The sequence below is a fragment of the Amycolatopsis sp. lyj-23 genome (genome assembly GCF_046549135.1).
Lineage (GTDB): Bacteria > Actinomycetota > Actinomycetes > Mycobacteriales > Pseudonocardiaceae > Amycolatopsis.
The window spans coordinates 207,211-226,764 of record NZ_JAJPWN010000003.1; the positions used below are offsets into that span (position 1 = coordinate 207,211).

Genomic DNA, 19,554 nt, shown 5'->3' on the forward strand with positions numbered 1-19,554 from the left:
TCACGTCACCGTGGTGATGCTGACCGGGACGTTGATCTGTTGGGCGACCGGTGTCCAGACATCGACGTTGAGGTCCGGTGTCTCGATCGAGAGGATCAGGGCGTAGCGGGCGCCGTCGTCACTGCGGTCGCGTGCCTTATTTTCCTTCCACCAGCCGGTCACCGGGAACACGGCCAGAGCGCCGCGCTGGGCGAGGTCGGCGGCGTTGCCGGTCCAGATGTCGGTGTGCAGGGACCCTGGTGCGCGCTGGTGGTCGGGGCCGAAGAACCACTCGCCGGTGTCATTGCTGGAAGTAGCTCGCTGCTCGTCTTCGGCCAGGGCCTTGTCGTTGATCCGCTTCTGGAACTCGGCGTTGGACTCGGTCGCACGACGGATGTCGAAGCGGAGACTGTGGGAGGCGTAGCTGTAGCGACGCTGCCAGCCGCGCCGGCCCGGGTTGGGTTCGATGAAGTACGACGGGGTGACCCGCAGGCGGACCTGTGCTTCCCCGAGGTCGGCGAGCACGTCGGTGGGCCAGGGCAGATCGTGGTAGTGGATCTCCCGCATCTTGCCAGCGACGAACGGGTGAATAGTGTCCTGCGCGACGAGGGTCAGCGCGTCGGTGGCGCTACGGGTGGCCCGCGCGAGGTCGGGCACGCCCATGCCGTAGCGGCGGTGCAGCGCGATGCGGGGAGCCTTCTTTCGGTTAGCCGGGAACCGGGCCTTCATCGCGGGTGTCCACTCGGCGGAGTGCACGATCAGCGCCCGCACGGTCTCCGGCCACAGTGCCGGGTACTCCGCCATCACCGACGCCGACAGCGCCGCGGCCTGCGCGGTGGCGGCACTGGTGGCACGCGTCGTGGTCAGCAGCCGGGTGGTTCCCAGGGGCGCGTTGGTGGTCAAGAGCTGCAGGTTCGGTGGGGTGTCGAAATCGGTGCCGTCCGGGGAGCATGCGACGTTGCCGCCCTCGAGAACCACGTCCGGTTTGACCGGCCATGTCCGGCTGAACATGACCGAAGTGCGGCTGTGTGGAGAGAGCTCGCCGCGCGGCGCCCAGGGAGTCCAGCCGGCGAAGTCGGCGGGCGCGCCGGTCATGGCGTCCAGTTCGGTGTACGCGCCGACAGTCAGCACGTTCCACGCCTGGGCCGGGTCCTCCACCGGTTCCAGGTCGCTGCGGTCGAGATGCTCCTCACCCGGCTGCCAAGACCCCCGCACGTTGCCGGCCGACACGACGAACAACCGCTTCGCGTCCTGGTCGGCCTCGTCGAGGAACACCAGGCCGTCCTCGCCGGCGAGGACACTGCGGCCGGCGGCGAGCGCGTCGAGGCTGGCCGACCAGGACGACGGCTGCCCTGCCGCAGCTACAGTTCTCGATTCGTTCGCCGCAGCCATTTCAGGTGCGGTGACGGCGAGGGAGTAGACCCGCCGACGGTCGGGTGCCTGGATCTCGGCGCGGCTCGTTCCGGCGGCGGTGACCGCGCCGTAGACGTCAGGGGCGTTGTGCCGCGGAGGTGGGGGGAACAGTTTGACCGACTCCAGCCGATGACGCAGCCGCAGCACCTGCGACGATGCCAGGGCCTGGCCGAGGTCGCCATACAAGGCGAGACCAGCCATCTCGGTGCCGTGCCCGCGGTCGTCGTAGACCGGCCAGGAGGGATCCGCGGCGTGGCAGTCCTCCAGGGCCAACGAGCCCTGCAGCAGGGGATGCTCCTGATGGACGCCGCTGTCGATGACACAGACCGCGGGCGCCAGGGGGTCGGCGGGCTCGAGCCGGTCCACGAGGTCGCCGATCCATTCGGCCTGCTCCGTCGCGTCCGTTGCCGCCAGAAAGTGTGTGGGATCGTGCGGCCGGCGCAGCTCGGCCAGGTCGTCTAGAACGTCGACGGCCGAGGCGAGCTGCTCGACGGTCGCTTCGACCAGCAGCACCGTGCGATCCTCGAACCCGAGGCTGCGACGACCGGTCCGCAGCCCCGTGGCCGAGGCGAACGCGCGAAACCGGGTCACCTCATCCCCGTCGCGGCGGCGCAGCCACACCTCCCACCAAAACGGCTGCCCCGACTCCGGGAACTCGGCCGGCGGGTCGGTCCACAACGCCGCGATCGACGCTGCCCGCACCGCCTGGATACGGTCCACCAGCTCCCGGTTGCGGGGCGTCGCGGCGTCCGCGGTTTCGACGTACTGAGTGATCCGGTCCAGGAAGTGGTTGAGTTTGCCCTGCGGGACGAACACGGTCGCTCGCTCCACCGTCACGCCGCCGCCGAGGTCGACCTCCTGCACCGACCGCAGCTCCGGATGGACAGCGCCCTGCCGCGGGTCGAGCTTCTCCAGCGCCAGCTGGACCCCGGGGAAGCTCTCGAAGCTGACGTAGACGCCGTCGACCGCGCCCTCGACCTGCACCTCACGCCGGCGCCGTCGCTCCTCCGCATCGACGTCGACCTGGCGCAGAGCATCGCTCAACTGCTGGCCGTGCTGGCGCCGGTCTGCCGGCACCGGGACCGCTTTGCCCTTGATTGCGCGGGGCGGTGGCGTGTAGTCAACGGCCTGAGCTGAGACCGGGATGAACAGGTGAGGGCGATCGCGAGGTTCGGGCATGGTCCAGCCTGCGGGTCAGCCGAGCAGATGCCGACGCCGCTCCTGCAGCGCCGCACACAGGCTCGTCGTGGTGACCCGGCCGTCACCGGCCAGGATCGCTTCCTTCGCGGCCAGGTCCGCGGCGCTGGTGATCTCACCGTGGCTCAGACCCTCGGCAGCCGCGTCGACCTTGGACCAGGTCAGCCGGTCGGTGGGGACGTTGGCCAGACGGGCCCGGATCACGTCACGCACGACCTCGCCGGCGGGCAGCGGGTAGTCGATGACCGCGTCGAAGCGGCGGAACATCGCCCGATCGAGCAGCTGCGGGTGGTTGGTCGTCGCGACCAGCAGACTGTCGGAGGTGTCGACCTCGAGGAACTGCAGGAACGAGTTCAGCACCCGCCGGATCTCGCCGACGTCATTACCGGCGGCGCGGTCGCCTGCGAGGGCGTCGACCTCGTCGAACAGGTAGACCCCGCGGGTCTCCGACAGGGCATCGAAGATCAGCCGCAGCTTCGCTGCCGTCTCCCCCATGAACTTGGTGATTAGTCCGTCCAGCCGGATCATGAACAGGGGAAGCCGCAGCTCGCCGGCCAGCACGTGCGCCGACATCGTCTTGCCGGTCCCTGGGGGGCCGGTGAGCAGCAGCCGCCGCAGCGGCTGGAAGCCATGCGAGCGGAGCCGGTCACTCTGCCGTTGCTCCAGCAGAACCCGTGCCAGGCGTTCCCGCACGTTCACATCGAGAGCCAGGTCGGCGAGGAGGCTCTGCGGGTAGGTGACCGTCAGCAGCTGCGCCAACTCACCGCGCGGCTGAACCACCGGCACCGGACGCGACGCCGTCGACTTCGGACCCTGCTGTGTACGCAGCGTGTCGACGAGGTCCCGCAGATCCTGGGCGAACCGGTTCTGCCCCTGCCGCGCCGCCCCAGCGGCGACCTGCAGGGCGACGGAGTAGAAGCGGGTGTCGTCTCCCTCCGCATGGCTCTTCACCATGGCTTTTACCTGGTCAGCCGTGGCCACGACCTCACCTCCCCTCCGCGTGCGTACACTGTGTTCGACCATAGCGTCCCCGGCCGAAGATGCGCCTGAGGACTCGTCCGATTCCCACGAGATCACCACATGCGACGCTACGACGTTCATCCGGGTGGCCCATGGATACTTGCTGGCGGCGACCACCGTGCGAACTCGGTTGCATCGTTCTCAGCGAGCTGCAGCTGCCCTGACGGCGGGTTTGACTTCCCACCGCGGCGCCACATCACCGCCGCAGCCAGACGCATTGACCTGCGCCAACCGGGCGACGCGGGATCAAGCACACACAGTCCAGATTCCGTCGGCGTCTGTCCGGCATAGTCGGCACGCCGTGAAGGACCGGCATGCGAGTGAGCTGCGAGAAGCGATTCTGTCAGTGCCTCTTGCCATACTGCCGACCAGTCTTGGCCACACGCAGGAGGTGAGACGTTTGCTCGTCGCCTATGACGCTGTCGGCAACCGGGTAGAGGCAACTCGCCAGACCCCACGTGGCTCGTACGTCTGTCCGGTCTGCACCGAAGACGTCGTCGCGAAGCCTGGCCGGGTCGTCCTACCCCACTTCGCACACCGAACCAGATCCGTCTGTCCGTCAGCCAACGAAACCGAAGCTCACCTGCGGGCAAAAAGCCGCCTGGCGGCCGAGTTTCGCGACATCGGCTACGAAGTTGCCCTAGAGGAGCCCCACTCGAACACACGACGTGTCGACGTCGCGGTCACCGTCCCGCACCCCACCCAGCCCCTTCGCTATGCGGTCGAGGTGCAGAACTCGGCGATCTCGCCAACAGAAATGGGACATCGCTTCATCGCCGATCTCAAGGCCGGATTCGCCTGTACCGGGTGGATCTTCGTCGGCGAGCGAGCGAAACCACTGCTCGCCGCCGCCGAAGGCACCGAAGTCCGGGCCTCGCAGGATATCCTCATGGCCGAACACATCTTCACATTCCTGGACGAGGGATCGTGCCGTGAGTTGACAGCGATTACCGGCCGCCGACCCAGTGACTGGCTCGGGGAACGACTGAGCCCGTCACGCGGAACTCTGGGCTGGCTCCGGGGCGCCAAGTGCCTAACTCCAGAAGGCCAGCTATGGTCTTTCAACTTCGAGCAAGTCTACAGGCCAGGCTACGGTAGACATCGCGGTATCCAGCTGAAGTCAACGCGGCGAATCGAGCGAAAAATCCGCATGCCGTTCGACCTGTTCGGACTTCCCTGGGGCGAAGGGGACGACCAACGCCAACAACTCGCCGAGTTGATGCAGGATGCCGTACCCGACAACGACCTACCCGTCGACATAGACGCAGCAACCCAACTCGCCGCCCAAGCCTTGAACTTGCCGAATACACCAGCCTTGGGCGACTGGGTTCAACGGACACTCGCAAGCCTTCACGACATAGACGAGCGTCGATCCCAGCTGGCCCGCACTAACGCGTCGCTCAGGGACCAGTGTCAATCGTTTCTCCTCGACAATGAACCAACATTCGCACACTCGTGCGGATGGCCGGCTGCACCAAATGCCACGAGGGCTCAGTCTCGATGACCATGCACCCTTCGACGTGCATAAGCGTCATTACGCATGAAGCACGGTTCAACCCGCCGACGGCGGACACACCTCGACGCGACCTTCCCAGATCGATTGCCATCATTAGTCAGCCCCTTCTCCGGAGGTGAATGCACGTTCCAACTCTAGTTTGAACTTGGCTCGATCGGATCCGAGGTCGGCCAACAATTCGAGCAAGGCAATTGAGTTGACATAGTGAGAGATCACCCCGGCAGAGTCTCCACCTGTGTGCACATGCCCAGCATTAACGCCAACAATCCTCAGTTCAAACTTGTCAGGGTGCTCGCCAAACATCGACGCCTCTGAAACAGGAGCAAAAACAGGCCCACCCGACATGCCGGATTTGCTGAAAGCGTGACTCAAAACACTATACGGCCGCACACCTTCGGACAGCTCGACCGGGAAGCGAGGATCGCTCGCCACTATGCCACCAATGAGAATAGGAGGAGTCACTTCACCCCTATTGCCGCCAAAATCCGGGTATCCCGCCGTAAGAACTTGAGTTCCCGCATGTACGGCGCCTAAATCGTAAACCCACGGCGAAGCAATATCATCATCGGTGAAAGTATTGAAATGGCCATCGCCTTCGACAACCTCCGTCAACTCATGATCAAATCGAATCACTGCAAGATCAACGCTGGAATCTCCGGGGAAATGCACCTCGGGATGCAGCACTTTAACCTTCGTCGCTCGAGGGTGAGCATAGCGACCACGACCGGGCGGTTGCTGCTTGTAACCAGATACCGTCAGAGCCTCGTCCTGACCTCGGGGCGGTCCATCATGGCCGAATGCCGGATCCATCACGTGTCGGTTTGTCACCAGAAACAAGCTTCGCTGCCGACCTCCGTTAACACCAACGCGAACCAAGAACCCTGTGCCATGGCCCGACCCAAGGCTCTTAGACGTGCCCTTGTCGAATCGGGTGGCTTCTAATCTTAATGCCTTATAGAGCGTGACGTGATCAATCAGTCCTGTCCACACGCCAAGGAGTCTGCACTAGATCGCCGCGAGACGGCAGCCCCTCAGTCGACTGGATACAGCCTCGAGATGTCGGGCCTCCTGCACGCAAACAGCCGATAACCGGTCTTATGTCAGCCCCCGTCACGGCAGCCACCGCAGTCCGTAGGCGTAGCCCAGCCGCAGCCCGGCGAACCCCTGTGCCACCTCGCCCGAGCCGAGCGGTCGAAGCGGATTCGCACGCTTGGGCTGCACGTGATACTTGCGCCATGCCCTGGCCACGGTCGCGTCCCCGATCCCGAGGTGGCGGCCCAGCAGCCGGCTCGACCAGTGCGTCACCGCCAACGCCTCCGGCGGCGGTTCGAGCGTCGCCGCGATGATGGAGGCGTCGTCGACGGTCTTCGGCCGCCCGGTGCGGGGCTCGTCATCCAAACCCGCCAGACCGTGCTCGGCGAACCGGTCGCGCCACTTGATCACCGTCGGGCGGGACACCCCGACCAGCCGGGCAGTACCGGCGGTCCCGTTCTCATCGGCGACCGCCAGTACGATCCGGGCCGCTCGACATGGCTGGCCCGGATTGCTCGCGACCGTGCCCACGACTCCAGGACCACGCGGTCCTCGCCACTGACCATCAACCCCGACAAAGGCATGCACCATCATCGCAAACACATGATCGTAAACCAACTAACTACGCGCGACACTAGAAGCCCTTAGGCTCGCGCGGCCGGCTCAGGAAATTTGATTTCATGGAATCTAGTTGCGTTTGGAATTTGTCAATGAGATTGATTACACGTATCGGCTCCCCGTTGTTAGTTTTTCGCCAGCGAAGGCCCTGGGCGTCGACAAATTCAATCTCGATTATTGAACTCCTTGGCTCAATCTTGCTATCGCGGTCCGCGTCGGCGAAGCTCAGTACTGCCGCCGAAGAATTCTCACCAGGGCCGATCACGGTGTCGACGAAGTAAGATGTTTGATCAGCATGCTCATCGTGGGCGTTCTTGATCTGCCACTTCAGATGTGCCCTGCCGTCGATGATACATATAACCGTTATGAGCGCTACCTGAGTAATCGGCAGATTTCCGTGGTTTGTTATTGTTACAGCGAATGGCGACACGAAAGCGTTCCATCTTTCGCGTGGCAGCTGACGCACCTCAGCTGTGACCGTTCTGGCTTGCGCCTTCTCCGCGTCGCGGCGCTCCTTATCTCGCATGCGCCCGTCCCGGATAGCTATACCGAGTGCAACTACTACAGCTGCGATCGAGCCGGCTGCGCCGGCCCACTGACCCCACCCGGCGAAGATGTCGGCGTCAATATCCCAGACCTTGTTGGCGAGTAGATTCCCGTGCATCGGGCCATCGTGCCACCGATAAGCAATGGGAACGTGAAGCCGCGGCCGTCATGGTTGGCCGTCGATCACCTCGTCGGGGTACGGGTCGGCCGCCTGGCGTCCACGTAGCCTCCAGTAGCCCGCGGGCGACCAGCCGCCGGTACGGCGTCATCCGCCGCATCGAGCAGTTGCGATAGATGCGCCATCATCCGCTCGACCGTGGCGGGACCGCCGAGCAGCATTTCCAGCCGCTCGCGCTCCGCATCTCGTGCCGCGCCGCGCAGTCCCTCTGCAATCCCGCGCACGACCCGCACGGCGGCGTCCTCGATCACAGGGGTCGCCAACGGCACGTCGATCGCGAATTCGTGCGAGACCAGCTAGCACCGACTTGGCGTCACCGCGGGCGGCGGTTCCGGTCAGCCGTCAGGGAGCTAGCACGCCGATGATGTGAAGGAAGACGAAGCCCAGTCCGAATTCCACTCGCGCAGGGCAGCCACGAGGTCAGGCTCCCGCAGGCGGCATGACGGAGCCTCCGGCAGCTGACCCGTCGGCACCCGCAACTGCCGCTGATCACCGTGCAGGGACCACGCTTGACGGGCCAGCAGGCGCGCAGCGCGGTCGATGTCCGCGCGGCCTCCGTCGTTGTCCAGCGCGCCGGTCCGGTCCGGCCGGTCACCGCCCATCATCAGCCTCCGATCCCACGGCCGCCGCCGGTCTCGTCGCTGTCGTTGTGCCGGGATCGCAAGAACGCTCGCCCCCGGGTCGTGGCGCGGCCCCGAACCGCGGGCCATCCGGCGGCATCGTCGCCTCCTGGGTAGGCGTGTGGAGGCGCCAGCACGGCCAAGGCGTCGTCCACGAGGGTGATGGCGTCGGTCCGGACGAGGTCCGGCACGTCGAGCAGCGCTTGCTGAACTGCGCAGGCAGCCGCCTGCAACTGCATGCGCAGCCGCGGGTCGGCCCAGTCGGCGCTCAGCCCGTCGGTGAATTGCACGAGATGCCTCGGCGGATCCGATCGCCATCGTCTTCAGCTGGTCGTTGCGGGTGTCCTCGGCTTCGCCACGGGTCCGCGCGATGTCGAGACGCACCTCGGCGGTCGCCGCACGGCGGCCGGCGTCGAACCGGTACCGGCACGGACCGGGGGCCGGGCCGCAGATCTTCGAGCAGCGCGGGTAAGGGTCCGCGGTTCTGGTGCACACCTCGTCCACGACGGTCGCCAGTGTCCCGGGCGCGCCGGGTTCGCCGAGGACAGCGCCGAGCAAGGCCCGGTCCAGCCGTTCGGTCGCCGCGTAGGTCCAACCCGCCGCGGCGCCGCGGCGGGCGGCGTAGGCCCGGCAGAGGCGGCCCGCGAGGCACGGCGCGATCCGCGTCACGTCCAGATCCGGCCGCCGGGTCAGGGCCGGCGCCGCCGCGTCGAGCACGCCCTGCCACAGCGACGGCGCCTTGCCGCTCAGGGCGAGCGCCGTGGTGAACGCGCGGTCGGCCGCTGCACGGATAGCCGGGTCTTCGGCGAGAGTGGCCGCTGCCCGGCACTGGGCCGAGCCGGCCGGGCAGTCGGCGCGACATCGGCTGACCTGTATACGTCCTCGCATGTGCGCTGCGACCTGGTCGTCGGGTGGCGGGTCGGCGCCGTCCTTCACCGGCCGCGGCGTGACCAGGATGGGGGCGTCGTCTCCTTCGGAGAACATCGCCGCCGTGCCACGGCCGAGCGTGGTCAGCGCCGTGAGCTGCGCCTGCCGCATCGCCATCGTAGCGCCGACCGCCTTGCGGTCGTCCTCGGCAACGAGGCGGTGCACGATCTTCAGGTTGGTGTTCTTGATGACGTCCGGCGCCAGCTTGACGGGCACCTGGTCAGCGATCACCACACCTTGCCCGTACACGCGGACTTCAGCCAGCAGGTTGGCGAACGCGGTGACGGCCTTCATTTTGGGGTCACCGCCGAGGTCCGTCGGTTTCGGCGTGCCGCCGGCGAGCAGCCGGTGCGCCTCCTCGATCACCAGCAGGTGCCGGACGGAGTCGTGGTAACCCCGCGCTCGGCGGTACTCGGCCAGCTTGATCAGCACCAGGCCCATCAGGAAAGCCTTGTCGTCGTCGTCGCCCAGCCGCTCGAGCTCGAGGACCGTGGGCCGGGTGAACAGCTGCTCCGAGGGCGTCGAGCCGGGCGTGTCGAGCATCGCGCCCTTGCCGCCGATGCGCAGTGCGTTAACCCGGGTCACCAGCGCGGCCCGCAGGTTGTCGCTGATCTTGTCCTCGTAGCCGAGTTCGGCGATGACCTCCGCGGCCTTGCCCGCCAGGTCGGCCAGCGTCGGGAACGCCGCTGCCCGCTCGTCGCCGGGCGCCGCGCCGAGGCGCGGGTTGCCGTCACCCGCGATGTCCCAGCCGCGGTCGGCGTAGATCTCGAACAGGCACCGTTCGAGCACCTGCGGGAGGGTGTCCCACATCCCAAAGCTCGCAACGAACAACGACCGCAGCAGATCGAGGTGCATCTGCACCGGCGTGCCCGGCTCCGCTTCGAAGGGGTTGAGCCGCAAGGGCGACACAGTTTCGTCACTGAGGGTGAAGACCTGCAGGTCCGGGCCGATCCGCGGGTGACGCAGGAGTGCGCGATACTCCGCCTTTGCGGGCTCCAGCACGAGTAAGGGCGTGCCCGACCGATGCGCCCCGTCGAGCAAGGTGAAGACCGTGTTCGTTTTTCCGGCGCCGGTCACCCCCGTGACGAACACGTGCCGGGTCAGGTCGGTCACCGGGACCGTGTAGTGCGGTGCGAGCTCCGCGCCGTGGCACATGACTGGACCGAGGTCCACGAGCGGGACGTCGGGCCGTGCGGGCGGCTGGACGTCGAATACCGCTTCGCGGCGGATGGTGAACCCGATCGTCTCCGACCGCGGCGGGGCACACGTAGTGACCGAGTTCGCCCGACGACAGCAACGTCTGATGTTCGAACGGATGGCGGTAGCCGTCCGGGCCCGGTGTCACGGCGCCGTCGGGCATCGCCCACGCGCGGGACCACTGACCGGCTTGCAGCAGGTGGAACACGCGCACCGGTTCCGACGGGCGGGAATCGGCGGCGAACACGCTCCGCCACACCGCGGCGAGGCGTGGGTAGCTGTCGGCGTCGCCCACCAGGTACACGGCGGTCTGCCACCCGCCCGACGCACTCGCCTCGGCCAGGGACCGCAACCGTTCCTTGCAGAGGTCCGAGTACTGCTGGGACAACGGGTTCGGGCCACCCTCCGCCTTCGCCGCCGACTCAGCTTTGCGGGCGCTGTTGAGCAGGCTCTGCTGGGCGGCGATCACGACCGTGTCGTCCAGCGGGTAGCAGAGCACCCGGACCGCCCAGCGAGCCCCGAGCATGGCGCGGACGACCCGGTCGATCGCGCTGGTGCGGTCGGTAGAGGCAGGCGACGTCGTGGGGACGCCCAGTACGATCCCGGCGTAGTCGAGGCCCGCCAAGTCGCTGTCTTCCCCGGGCACCAGGTCAACCGACAGGTACATGCCGTGCAGCACCGAGGCGATGGCGCCGGCGCGCATCGCGAGGCGGGCGGCCACGTCGCCGGTCCGCCCCGACCAGGTGCCGAACTCGACGCGGATGCCCCCGCCGTTGCCACTGACGGTAAAGCAGACGGGGACCAGCAGCCCGTGTAGGCCGGCGAGCAGGTTCACCGGCGGACGCGGGCGGTTGCGCCGCCCATCGTCGTTCGGGAGTGAAGGCGGCGGCTCCGGCTCGACGCCGGACGCGGCCGGCTCGCCGTGGTCCTCGACGCCCACCCCGCGCACCCGCATGCTCAGGCGTTGCCGGGCCGGGATCGGGGTGAACCCCGGCGGGAGGGCGGGTGTCAGGCCCGCCCGCTGCAAGTAGGCCAGGTGTGCCCCGGTGACGCCGTGCACGATCAACCCCCGCTCACTGAACTGGTGGTCGTCGGCGTGGTGGCCGGGAACCGGCCGATGATCAAGGTGGCGTTCGTGTCCGGCCTGACCCGTTCGCCCGTGCGTGGCGTCTGGTCCGTCACGACACCGTTGCCGAGCGGGTCGGTGACGGGCCTCTCCCCGAAGGACAGCTTGCCGGTCCAGCCGGCGTCGCCGAGCAGTTCCTCGGCCTTCTGCACGGTCCGGCCGGTCAGGTCCGGAAGGATGATCCACGACGTTCCGCGCGAGACCAGCACCTGGACCGCCCTGCCTGGCGGCACCGTCGTGCCCGGGCGGGGGGACATCGCGATCACCTGGCCGGCCGGGAGTTCGCTGTCCACTCGCACGACGGTCGCGCGCAGGCCCATGGCCGCCAATGCGCTCGCCACGGCCGGGCCGTCCCGACTGAGCAGGTCGGGAACCGCAACGAATGGATCGCGGTCGCCTGCGGGTCTGCTCGGTTCGGCTCCGGTGGGCGGTCGCGAGGCCGGCGACGAGCTCGTCACCGTGGCCGGTGCGGGTCTGGCCGAGGTCGGCTGCGCAGGCGCTGGCGCCGGCAGCGGCGAAACGAAGCCCGCCGGCTTGAACACGCGGACGCCGATGACCAGGAAAGTGCCGATAAGCAGCAGGGTGACGATCGTGACCGTCCACATGGCGCGGCGTCCGTGACCGGTGATCGTCGCCCCGGTGGTCAGGTCACGGATCTGCCGGGCCCGCAGGGTCCCGTGCGACCACCGACCGATCGCCACGACGTCGTCGCCGTCGCTCACACTGCCACGGATGATCCGGGCGCGCAGCTGCACGGCGACCGGCGACCGGCGCTCACCGTCGCCGTTGTGCGACTCGAGCTTCAACGACAGCAGCTGCGCCTGGCCCGCCTGCGGCGCAAACGAGACCGCCTGGACGCTGGTCACCTGCACCACCCGAGCAGTTCCCCGCTCCCGGGCCGGGCCACGACGCTTCGCTGACCGGGCCGGGCCTCCGGTGACCTCTTGGTCGGCGGATTCGACGGCGCTGTGCGGCCGGTCGTCGGCGAACATGTCGTACCTCCCGGGCGTCCGGGCCGGTTGCCCGGGCGGCATTGCCGGGCCGGGTGGCCAGTGGTTCGCGCGGGTTTCGCGGGTCATCGCCCCATCCTTTTCATCACAGGTCCCTCCCCGGGAGCAAACTTGTTGTCGACGATGGCGGTGCCCGGCCGGGTAGCGCCTGAGTAATCCGGTACTCAATCGGGCGCTGTTTGGCCGACGGCGTCGTTCGTACAATCGGCGTATGAGCGGGGCCTGGCCGTTCGTGGGCCGCCAGGACGAACTGCGCGCGCTGACTCGTGACCTCGAGGATGGGGCGCCCGGTTTCGTGCTGACCGGGCCGGCAGGCGTCGGCAAGAGCCGCTTGGTGTCCGAGGTCTGCACGGCGCTCGACCCGGCACGGTGCCGGACGCGGATCATTCGCGCGACCGAGGCCGACCCGGTTCCCTTCGGGGCGTTCGCGTCGGCACTACCATCTGGGACGACGGCGGTGAGCCCGCGCCTCCCTCGGATCCATGATCGACTGGACTCTATTTTCTTCGGCCACGGTGACAGTTCCGCTTACCTGCGCCGCCGCACCTGAGCGGCGCGAACGGATCGACCCAAGTCGCACCGATGACCTGGCTTCTTCATGCGGCCGTGCAAGTCACCACGCCGGGAGTCCTTGAATAGGTCCCTGGATATGCGGCATTCGCGGGGTGCGGAGCTAGTGGCACCTCCCGTGATGCACCACCCACGGCCAACATGAGATGCCACAGTCGAGCCGTCCGCCCATCCTGCGGCGGACGGGCCGGGCGGCCCTCGCCTGCTTCCGCGATGTGGACTCACTTAGCGCGGCAGTGACCTGACGACGCGTGCGTTATACTCGACAAGTCGACACAGTCGCAGCATAGGGGGCCTTGTGCTGGCCGAAGACTTCGGATACCAGTTGTCGCCGAAGGCAGCCAAGGCGATTACCGCGAGCATCGAAACTGAAACCAACAAGGCGATCAAGGAGAGCGAGGACGCAACTGCGAGGGCAGAATCCAGTCGTAAATCTGCTGGAAATTTCTGGGTTGGCGTTTTCGCACTATCAATTACCTTGGCTTTGTTAGTACATAATTTCTGGGTTTTTGCCATAGGCCTCCTTTTGCTCACTTTTTCACCCGGAGCAGGAAAGTCTTCCGTTGTCGCAGCAAAAGCCAATGAAGAACGCGTGCGAGAGATGGTTGCTCCCGTGCTCGCCGGACGTTGGCAAGCGTGGCCGTGTCGAATGGAGTCCATTCCAGGTCAGACTCGACGCCGCATAGGTCTTCTCGACCCAGAGGGCGCAGAAGCCGTGAGATTTGTCGCCGCTATCCCTCCTGAGGCTTGGCTGAGCATGACAGACGGCCGAGGTCTGGTCTGGTTCGTGGGCGACATGCGTTTCGGCGGAATTATGGCGCTACCAGGCGGCGCGCCGCTTTGGTGGACGGGCTCGCCACTAATCGACCAGAAGTCGCCGCAACCAGCAAATGGCATTCAGCGCACCCTGGAGGAAGAGCTTGTGAAACAAGCAGTGAAATTCGCCTTTGACAAATGGCTGCAATAACGTTCTGCACGGTAGGTCCGACGCCTTAAGAATGCTCGACTGGCGTCAGCTTGTCACGTTTGGCAGGCTCACCGATCCTGCCAGACAGTCGTGTGCAGCCGTCTGAACATTGGCCGGCGCGGGCTTGCTACGTGTGTTGCCGACGAGACCGGAGCGCGATTATGAGCTGATAACACGTGCCTCGGTGGGATACCGAGGTCGCCACGATGCAGGCAGACGACCGGCGATGGTGAACGCGACAGCAGCATCGTGAATGCATAGGCGACGCACCGTGAGCTTGCACGCCTATGTCATTGCTACACGGTGTCGGTCAGACCGTTGAAGAGCACGTCGAGATCATCGGCTGCGTCTTCATCGTCGAGCGGTAGCGCGTCAGCGTAGTTGCGCAGGGTCGTGGACGGGTCGCGGTGACGCAACCGGGCAGCAGCCTTGAGGATTTTGCCCTGGGACACCAGATGGGTGCCTACGGTGTGCCGGAGCCGATGCAGCATCGCGTCGGGCAACCCCGCCGCGTTCCGTAGTCGCTCGAACCGGTGTCCGAGGCCCGCCGGCCGTATCGGCGATTGCCGATCGGGGCTTGCGGCGAACAGCCACGGCCCGATCGCGTCGCCAGCCAGCGGATGATCCCTCCAGGCAGCGACGTGATCGTGCCAGAATCGGGCTGTGGTCGCTCCGAGGGTAAGGCGGCCGCGTGAGTGGGTCTTGGTCGGGCCGATCACCGCGTCCTTAGCCGCGCGCTCGATCGACAGCACCCGCCCGTCCAGATCGTCCACGCGCAGCGCTGCGAGTTCTCCGCGGCGAGCGCCCGAATCCGCGGCCAGCCGCACCAGCAGCTCATCCTGCTCCGCATGGAACAGGTCCAGGGACCGCTGCCGCGACGCCGGCCGCTCAAGAAGCCGAGCCGCTGCTTCGAGCCGTCGCCGCTCCGCCACCGCGAACAGTTGGCGCACCTGCGGTGGGGGCAGGTGCTTGCGCGGGTACGGCCGCGGTGGCGACCGCATCCCGGCCAGCGGATCCGAGCCCAGCAGCCGCTCGCACACGCCCCAGGTGAGGGCCGAATGCAGCACGTGGAAGCGGCCGGACAACGTCGAGGGCGTCGCTCCCGCCGTCGCCCACCGCGCCAGCGCCACCTCCAGCACCGCCGGCGTCAGCCGATCGAGCCAGCAGCGCGCCAGCCGATCCCGCCGCAAGTCGCGGATGACGCCGCCGTAGGAGCGCAGCGTGGTCGGGCTCCACCGATGCGGTGCCGCCTCGAACCGATCGAGCAGCTGCTCCACCGTCAGCCGGTCACCACGGTCGACGCACACGCGGCGGACGCCGTGATCGGCAACCAGCTCAGCCTGCCGCTGCGCGGCGTAGGCCTCGTCCCCGTGGACGGTGAACGACCGCTGCTTGCTCCGCCCGGTCAGCGGGTGGGTGCCGACGACAACGCGGATCTCCCACACGCCCGGCGCACGCTCACGCCGCGTCCCTGAGCCGCGGCGCGTTCGTTGCTGTCCGGCATCCCTATCCGACCTGGTCATCCCTACACCACTAGAGATCAAGGTAGGGATCAGGTTAAACGCAGAACAGGTCCAGCGCCTCTTGAAAGAGGCGCTGGACCTGCGTACTGCTGTCTCAACCAGACGTGCGCCCGAAGGGATTCGAACCCCTGACCTTCTGATCCGTAGTCAGATGCTCTATCCAGCTGAGCTACGGGCGCGTGTTCAGTTGTAACCTAGCACCCGGCGGACCGAGTACCAGCGGAGGCTCCGGGATTTGAACCCGGGAGGGGGGGTTACCCCCAACCGCATTAGCAGTGCGGCGCCATAGACCAGACTAGGCGAAGCCTCCTGGGCCCAACGACCACTGCTCAGATAGGTTACACACCCCCGGATCACCCCCGAACAGCACCCCCCTTACGCCCGCTGCAGCAGTCTGAGCAGGCGCGGAGAGCGGCCGCCGAGGCCTTCGGCCTCGAACGTCGCGATGCCGACCCGGGGAAGTTCGCGCACTCCCGGGTACACCAAGTACCGGGGCACCCAGCGCGGCTGGAACTTCGCGTTGAAGCGGTACAGCGATTCGATCTGGATCCAGCGCGAGAAGAAGTGCAGGACCTTCGCCGCCGTCTTGGCGACCGGGCCCGCGCCGATCCGCTGGCCCTGCTCCATCAACGCCCGGAACGCCGCGAAGTTCAGGGAAACCTGGGAGACGCCGTGACGTCCCGCCGACAGCAGGAGCTCCGAGATCATCAGCTCGTTGACGCCGTTGTCGGCCGTGCGGTCGCGGCGCATGACGTCCAGGGACAGGCCCGCCTTGCCCCACGGGACGAACTGCAGCACGCCGCGGACGCGGCCGCCCTGCTCGGCCGTCACCAGGACCGAGCCCGGGTCGCCCATGCGGCCCAGTGCCATCGAGAAGCCGCGTTCGGTGTCCGTGCCGCGCCAGTTGGCCGCCAGGACCGCCAGCTCCTGCAGTTCACCCGGGCGCAGGTCCTCGGCGCGGCGCACCAGCACCTTGTAGCCCGCCCGCTTGGTGCGGGCCGCGGCCTGGCGGACGCCGCGCATGGTGCGGCCGTCCAGGGTGAAGCCCTCCGCGTCGACGACGGCTTCGTCGCCGATCTCCAGGACCTCCAGGCCGAACCGGGCCCAGACCGTCGCGCCGAGCTCCGAGACGCCCATCGCCGCCGGGACCCAGCCGTTGCGGCGGCACACCTCGAGGTACTCCTCGATCGCGCCCGGCCAGGCCTCGTGGTCGCCCAGCGGGTCGGCCGAGCAGAGCGCGACCCCGGCGATCACGCGGTAGGTGACCGCGGCCTTGCCCGTCTTGGAGAACACCGCGAACTTGTCCCGCCGCAGCGCGAAGTAGCCGAGCGAGTCGCGCTCGCCGTGCTCGTCCAGCAGCCGGCGCAGGCGCGCGACCTCCTCGTCGGTCAGCCGCGGGGCCGGCTCGGCCGAGCGCAGCAGGAAGTACGCCGACACGAGGACCGCGGCGAGGCCGAACAGCAGGCCCACCGCGGTGGTGAGGTCCTCCAGCCACACCTGGTGGAACACCGCGGGCCCGCTGGCCGCGACCAGGGCGAGCGCGGACTCCGCGAGCCGGTCGCCGAAGTCCATCGGCTCGAGGAACGCGCGCGGGGCGACCGACAGCAGGATGACGTTGATCACGAACCCGGCCAGCGCGAGCTGGACGAACACGCGCACCGCCCGCCAGCGCCCGACCACCGGGTCCGGTTTCGCGACGAAGTAGCGCCGGTTCGCGATCAGCCCCACCAGCAGCACGACCGACACCAGGCCGGCGCCGAAAACGTGCTTCAGCCCGAGATGCGACATCGTGAGCAGCACCGTCGCGCCGACCGCCAGCTGCCAGGCCCGGCGCTTGCGGCGCCGCAGCCCGGCGGCCAGCAGCACCAGCAGCACGCCCATGACCAGCGCCACGGTCGCCGCGGCGACCGTGGCCTCCTGCGGCAGCTCCAGCCACTCGGCCAGGTGCCCGCGCAGGCTGCGGCGCCCGGCCGGCACCAGGATCGAGCCGACGGTCATCAGGCCCGCCAGCCGGGTCACCCAGGTGATCACCCCGACCGTGGTGGCCCCCGCCACCTTCCAGGTGATCTGCGCGCGTGTCCCCGTCACCACGCGTACAACCCGCCGTGGCCGATCATGCTTCCCCCATCTACCCCCCGGCGAGCTCCACGAACGGCGCGAGTGCCGCCGGGTTGGCCAGCGCGTCACGGCTGACGGCCCGGTCGGGAGCCACACCGGCGAGGATCTTCTTCACCGGTACCTCACACTTCTTACCGTTCAAGGTACGAGGTATCTCGGAAACCACGACGAACCGATCGGGTACATGGCGCGGTGACAGCGCGCTACGGAGTTCCTTCCGCAGCATCGGCTCGATCTCGTCCAGCCGGGTGCCTCCGGCCAAGACGACGAAACAGATCAGCTGACCGTCCTCGTTCCCGGCCGCCGAAGTGTCCACGACCAGGGAATCCGCGATCTCGTCGTAGCCTTCGACGACCCGGTAGAACTCCGCCGTGCCCATCCGGACGCCGCCGCGGTTGAGCGTCGAGTCGCTGCGGCCGTAGATCACCGCCGAGCCGCGGTCGGTGATCCGGATCCAGTCGCCGTGGCGCCACAGCCCGGGGTACATCTCGAAGTAGGCCTCGCGCAGGCGCGAGCCGTCCGGGTCGTTCCAGAAGAACACCGGCATCGACGGCATCGGCTTCGTGATGACCAGCTCGCCGACCTCTTCGACGACCGCGTTGCCCGCCTCGTCGAACGCGCTGACCGCGGCACCGAGCGCCGGGCAGGACAGCTCGCCGAGCCAGACCGGCACGTCAGGCGCCGACGCGACGAACGCCGCGCACAGGTCGGTGCCGCCGGACACCGAGCAGATCTGGACGTCCTTCCCGACCTCGTCCGCGATCCACCGGAAGCCTTCGACGCTCAGCGGCGCGCCGGTGGAGCCCAGCGCGCGCAGCCCGGTCAGGTCGTAGCGCTCGGCGGGCTTGATGCCGGCCTTGAGGCAGCTCTGGATGAACGGCGCCGACGTGCCGAAGTAGGTGACGCGGTGCTGCTCGGCCAGGTGCCAGAGCGCGTTGAGGTCCGGGAACCCCGGGCTGCCGTCGTAGAGCACGATCGTCGTACCGACCAGCAGGCCGGAGATGAGGAAGTTCCACATCATCCAGCCGGTGGTGCTGAACCAGAAGAACCGGTCGCCCGGACCGAGGTCGGTCTGCAGCGCGAGCGCCTTGAGGTGCTCGAGGGTGATGCCGCCGTGCCCGTGGACGATGCCCTTCGGCAGGCCGGTGGTGCCCGACGAATAGAGCACCCACAGCGGGTGCGCGAAGCCGACCGGCTCGAACAGCAGCGGCGCGCCCGCGTGCTTCGCGAGCAGCTCGTCCCAGTCGAGCGCGCCGTCCATCCGGCCTTCGCCGACGTACTCGACGAGGACGGTGACCGCCAGGGACGGCAGCTGCGCCTGCAGGTCGGCGATCGTCGTCCGGATGTCGAACTGGCGGCCGTTGTACGCGTAGGCGTTGACGGCGAAGAGCACCTTCGGCTCGATCTGGACGAACCGGTCGGCGACCGCGCGGACGCCGAAGTCCGGCGAGCACGACGACCAGATGGCCCCGATGCTCGCGGCGGCCAGGAACGCGACCAGCGTCTGCGGGCAGTTCGGCGCCAGTGCGACGACCCGGTCGCCGTGGCCGACCCCCAGCTCCAGGAAGGCCGCCCGGGCCGCCGCGACCTGCGCGCGAAGCTCGCCGTACGTCAGGTGGCTCGCGAAGCCGTCTTCGCGGTGGAAGATCACCGCGGTCTCGTCATCGCCCTTCGCCGCACCCGCGACACCGGGCGTGAGCGCGTGCTCGGCGTAGTTCAGCGTGCCGCCTTCGAACCAGACGGCGTCGGGCATCCCACCGGAGAGCACCTCGCCGGGCTGGTCGTGCCAGCGGACGCCGAGGAAGTCCGCGACCGCCGCCCAGAACTCGGGGCCGCGCTCGACCGAGAACTCGTGCAGCGAGCGGTAGTCGGCCACCTCGACGCCGCGCTCGGCGCGCAGCCACCGGCGGAAGGCTTCGATCTTGGTGTCGGCAACGTGGCCCGGCTCGGGGCGCCAGAGCACTTCAGGGGCGTCGGCGGTGTGCGTCACGCCCCGA

The 19,554-nt window shown here is 67.8% G+C and carries 13 protein-coding genes, 2 tRNA genes and 1 pseudogene; 3 read left to right on the forward strand and 13 right to left on the reverse strand.

The window, feature by feature from the left end:
• Both ACLJPY_RS07055 and ACLJPY_RS07060 read right to left on the reverse strand, forming a co-directional pair.
• A complete protein-coding gene (locus ACLJPY_RS07055) occupies window positions 1–2,571 on the reverse strand; it encodes a S8 family serine peptidase (RefSeq protein ID WP_410587204.1) in 2,571 nt (856 codons plus the stop codon).
• A 15-nt stretch (window positions 2,572–2,586) separates the two neighbouring features.
• Window positions 2,587–3,570 (reverse strand): AAA family ATPase, encoded by a 984-nt coding sequence (locus ACLJPY_RS07060; protein ID WP_410587205.1) that lies wholly within the window; start codon window positions 3,568–3,570, stop codon window positions 2,587–2,589.
• Between the two features lie 439 nt (window positions 3,571–4,009).
• Between ACLJPY_RS07060 and ACLJPY_RS07065 the strand changes: the two genes are divergently transcribed.
• Window positions 4,010–5,113, forward strand: coding sequence for a competence protein CoiA (locus ACLJPY_RS07065; protein WP_410587206.1), 1,104 nt, complete (start codon window positions 4,010–4,012; stop codon window positions 5,111–5,113).
• A 105-nt stretch (window positions 5,114–5,218) separates the two neighbouring features.
• On the opposite strand, the gene ACLJPY_RS07070 is transcribed toward ACLJPY_RS07065, so the two are convergent.
• The 6 genes and pseudogenes from ACLJPY_RS07070 to ACLJPY_RS07095 form a co-directional block, all read right to left on the reverse strand.
• On the reverse strand, window positions 5,219–6,115 hold the full coding sequence (locus ACLJPY_RS07070; RefSeq protein WP_410587207.1) for a trypsin-like peptidase domain-containing protein: 897 nt from the start codon (window positions 6,113–6,115) through the stop codon (window positions 5,219–5,221).
• 216 nt (window positions 6,116–6,331) lie between these two features.
• Window positions 6,332–6,741, reverse strand: a pseudogene (locus ACLJPY_RS07075) (helix-turn-helix domain-containing protein); the annotation flags it as partial.
• Window positions 6,742–6,791: 50 nt separating this feature from the next.
• Entirely contained in the window at window positions 6,792–7,439 is a 648-nt protein-coding gene (locus ACLJPY_RS07080) for a hypothetical protein (RefSeq protein WP_410587208.1), read from the reverse strand.
• Between the two features lie 65 nt (window positions 7,440–7,504).
• On the reverse strand, window positions 7,505–7,750 hold the full coding sequence (locus ACLJPY_RS07085; protein WP_410587209.1) for a hypothetical protein: 246 nt from the start codon (window positions 7,748–7,750) through the stop codon (window positions 7,505–7,507).
• 99 nt (window positions 7,751–7,849) lie between these two features.
• A complete protein-coding gene (locus ACLJPY_RS07090; protein WP_410587210.1) occupies window positions 7,850–10,201 on the reverse strand; it encodes an ATP-binding protein in 2,352 nt (783 codons plus the stop codon).
• 1,104 nt (window positions 10,202–11,305) lie between these two features.
• On the reverse strand, window positions 11,306–12,448 hold the full coding sequence (locus ACLJPY_RS07095) for a PASTA domain-containing protein (protein ID WP_410587211.1): 1,143 nt from the start codon (window positions 12,446–12,448) through the stop codon (window positions 11,306–11,308).
• A gap of 142 nt (window positions 12,449–12,590) precedes the next feature.
• Here ACLJPY_RS07095 and ACLJPY_RS07100 point away from each other — a divergent pair, with 142 nt between their 5' ends.
• Window positions 12,591–12,929, forward strand: coding sequence for an ATP-binding protein (locus tag ACLJPY_RS07100; RefSeq protein WP_410587212.1), 339 nt, complete (start codon window positions 12,591–12,593; stop codon window positions 12,927–12,929).
• A gap of 318 nt (window positions 12,930–13,247) precedes the next feature.
• Window positions 13,248–13,916 carry a hypothetical protein gene (locus ACLJPY_RS07105; RefSeq protein ID WP_410587213.1) on the forward strand — a complete coding sequence of 223 codons (669 nt, stop codon included), beginning with the start codon at window positions 13,248–13,250 and terminating at the stop codon, window positions 13,914–13,916.
• A 296-nt stretch (window positions 13,917–14,212) separates the two neighbouring features.
• Here ACLJPY_RS07105 and xerC read toward each other — a convergent pair whose 3' ends face one another.
• From xerC to ACLJPY_RS07130, 5 genes are all read right to left on the reverse strand, one after another.
• Window positions 14,213–15,361 carry a tyrosine recombinase XerC gene (gene xerC / locus ACLJPY_RS07110; protein ID WP_410587214.1) on the reverse strand — a complete coding sequence of 383 codons (1,149 nt, stop codon included), beginning with the start codon at window positions 15,359–15,361 and terminating at the stop codon, window positions 14,213–14,215.
• Between the two features lie 183 nt (window positions 15,362–15,544).
• Window positions 15,545–15,618, reverse strand: a tRNA-Arg gene (locus tag ACLJPY_RS07115).
• Between the two features lie 41 nt (window positions 15,619–15,659).
• A tRNA-Ser gene (locus ACLJPY_RS07120) sits at window positions 15,660–15,749 on the reverse strand.
• Between the two features lie 65 nt (window positions 15,750–15,814).
• A complete protein-coding gene (locus ACLJPY_RS07125) occupies window positions 15,815–17,530 on the reverse strand; it encodes a phosphatidylglycerol lysyltransferase domain-containing protein (RefSeq protein ID WP_410587215.1) in 1,716 nt (571 codons plus the stop codon).
• A 37-nt stretch (window positions 17,531–17,567) separates the two neighbouring features.
• Complete coding sequence (locus ACLJPY_RS07130; protein WP_410587216.1) at window positions 17,568–19,547, reverse strand: acetoacetate--CoA ligase; 1,980 nt, start codon at window positions 19,545–19,547, stop codon at window positions 17,568–17,570.
• Window positions 19,548–19,554 lie beyond the last annotated feature (7 nt).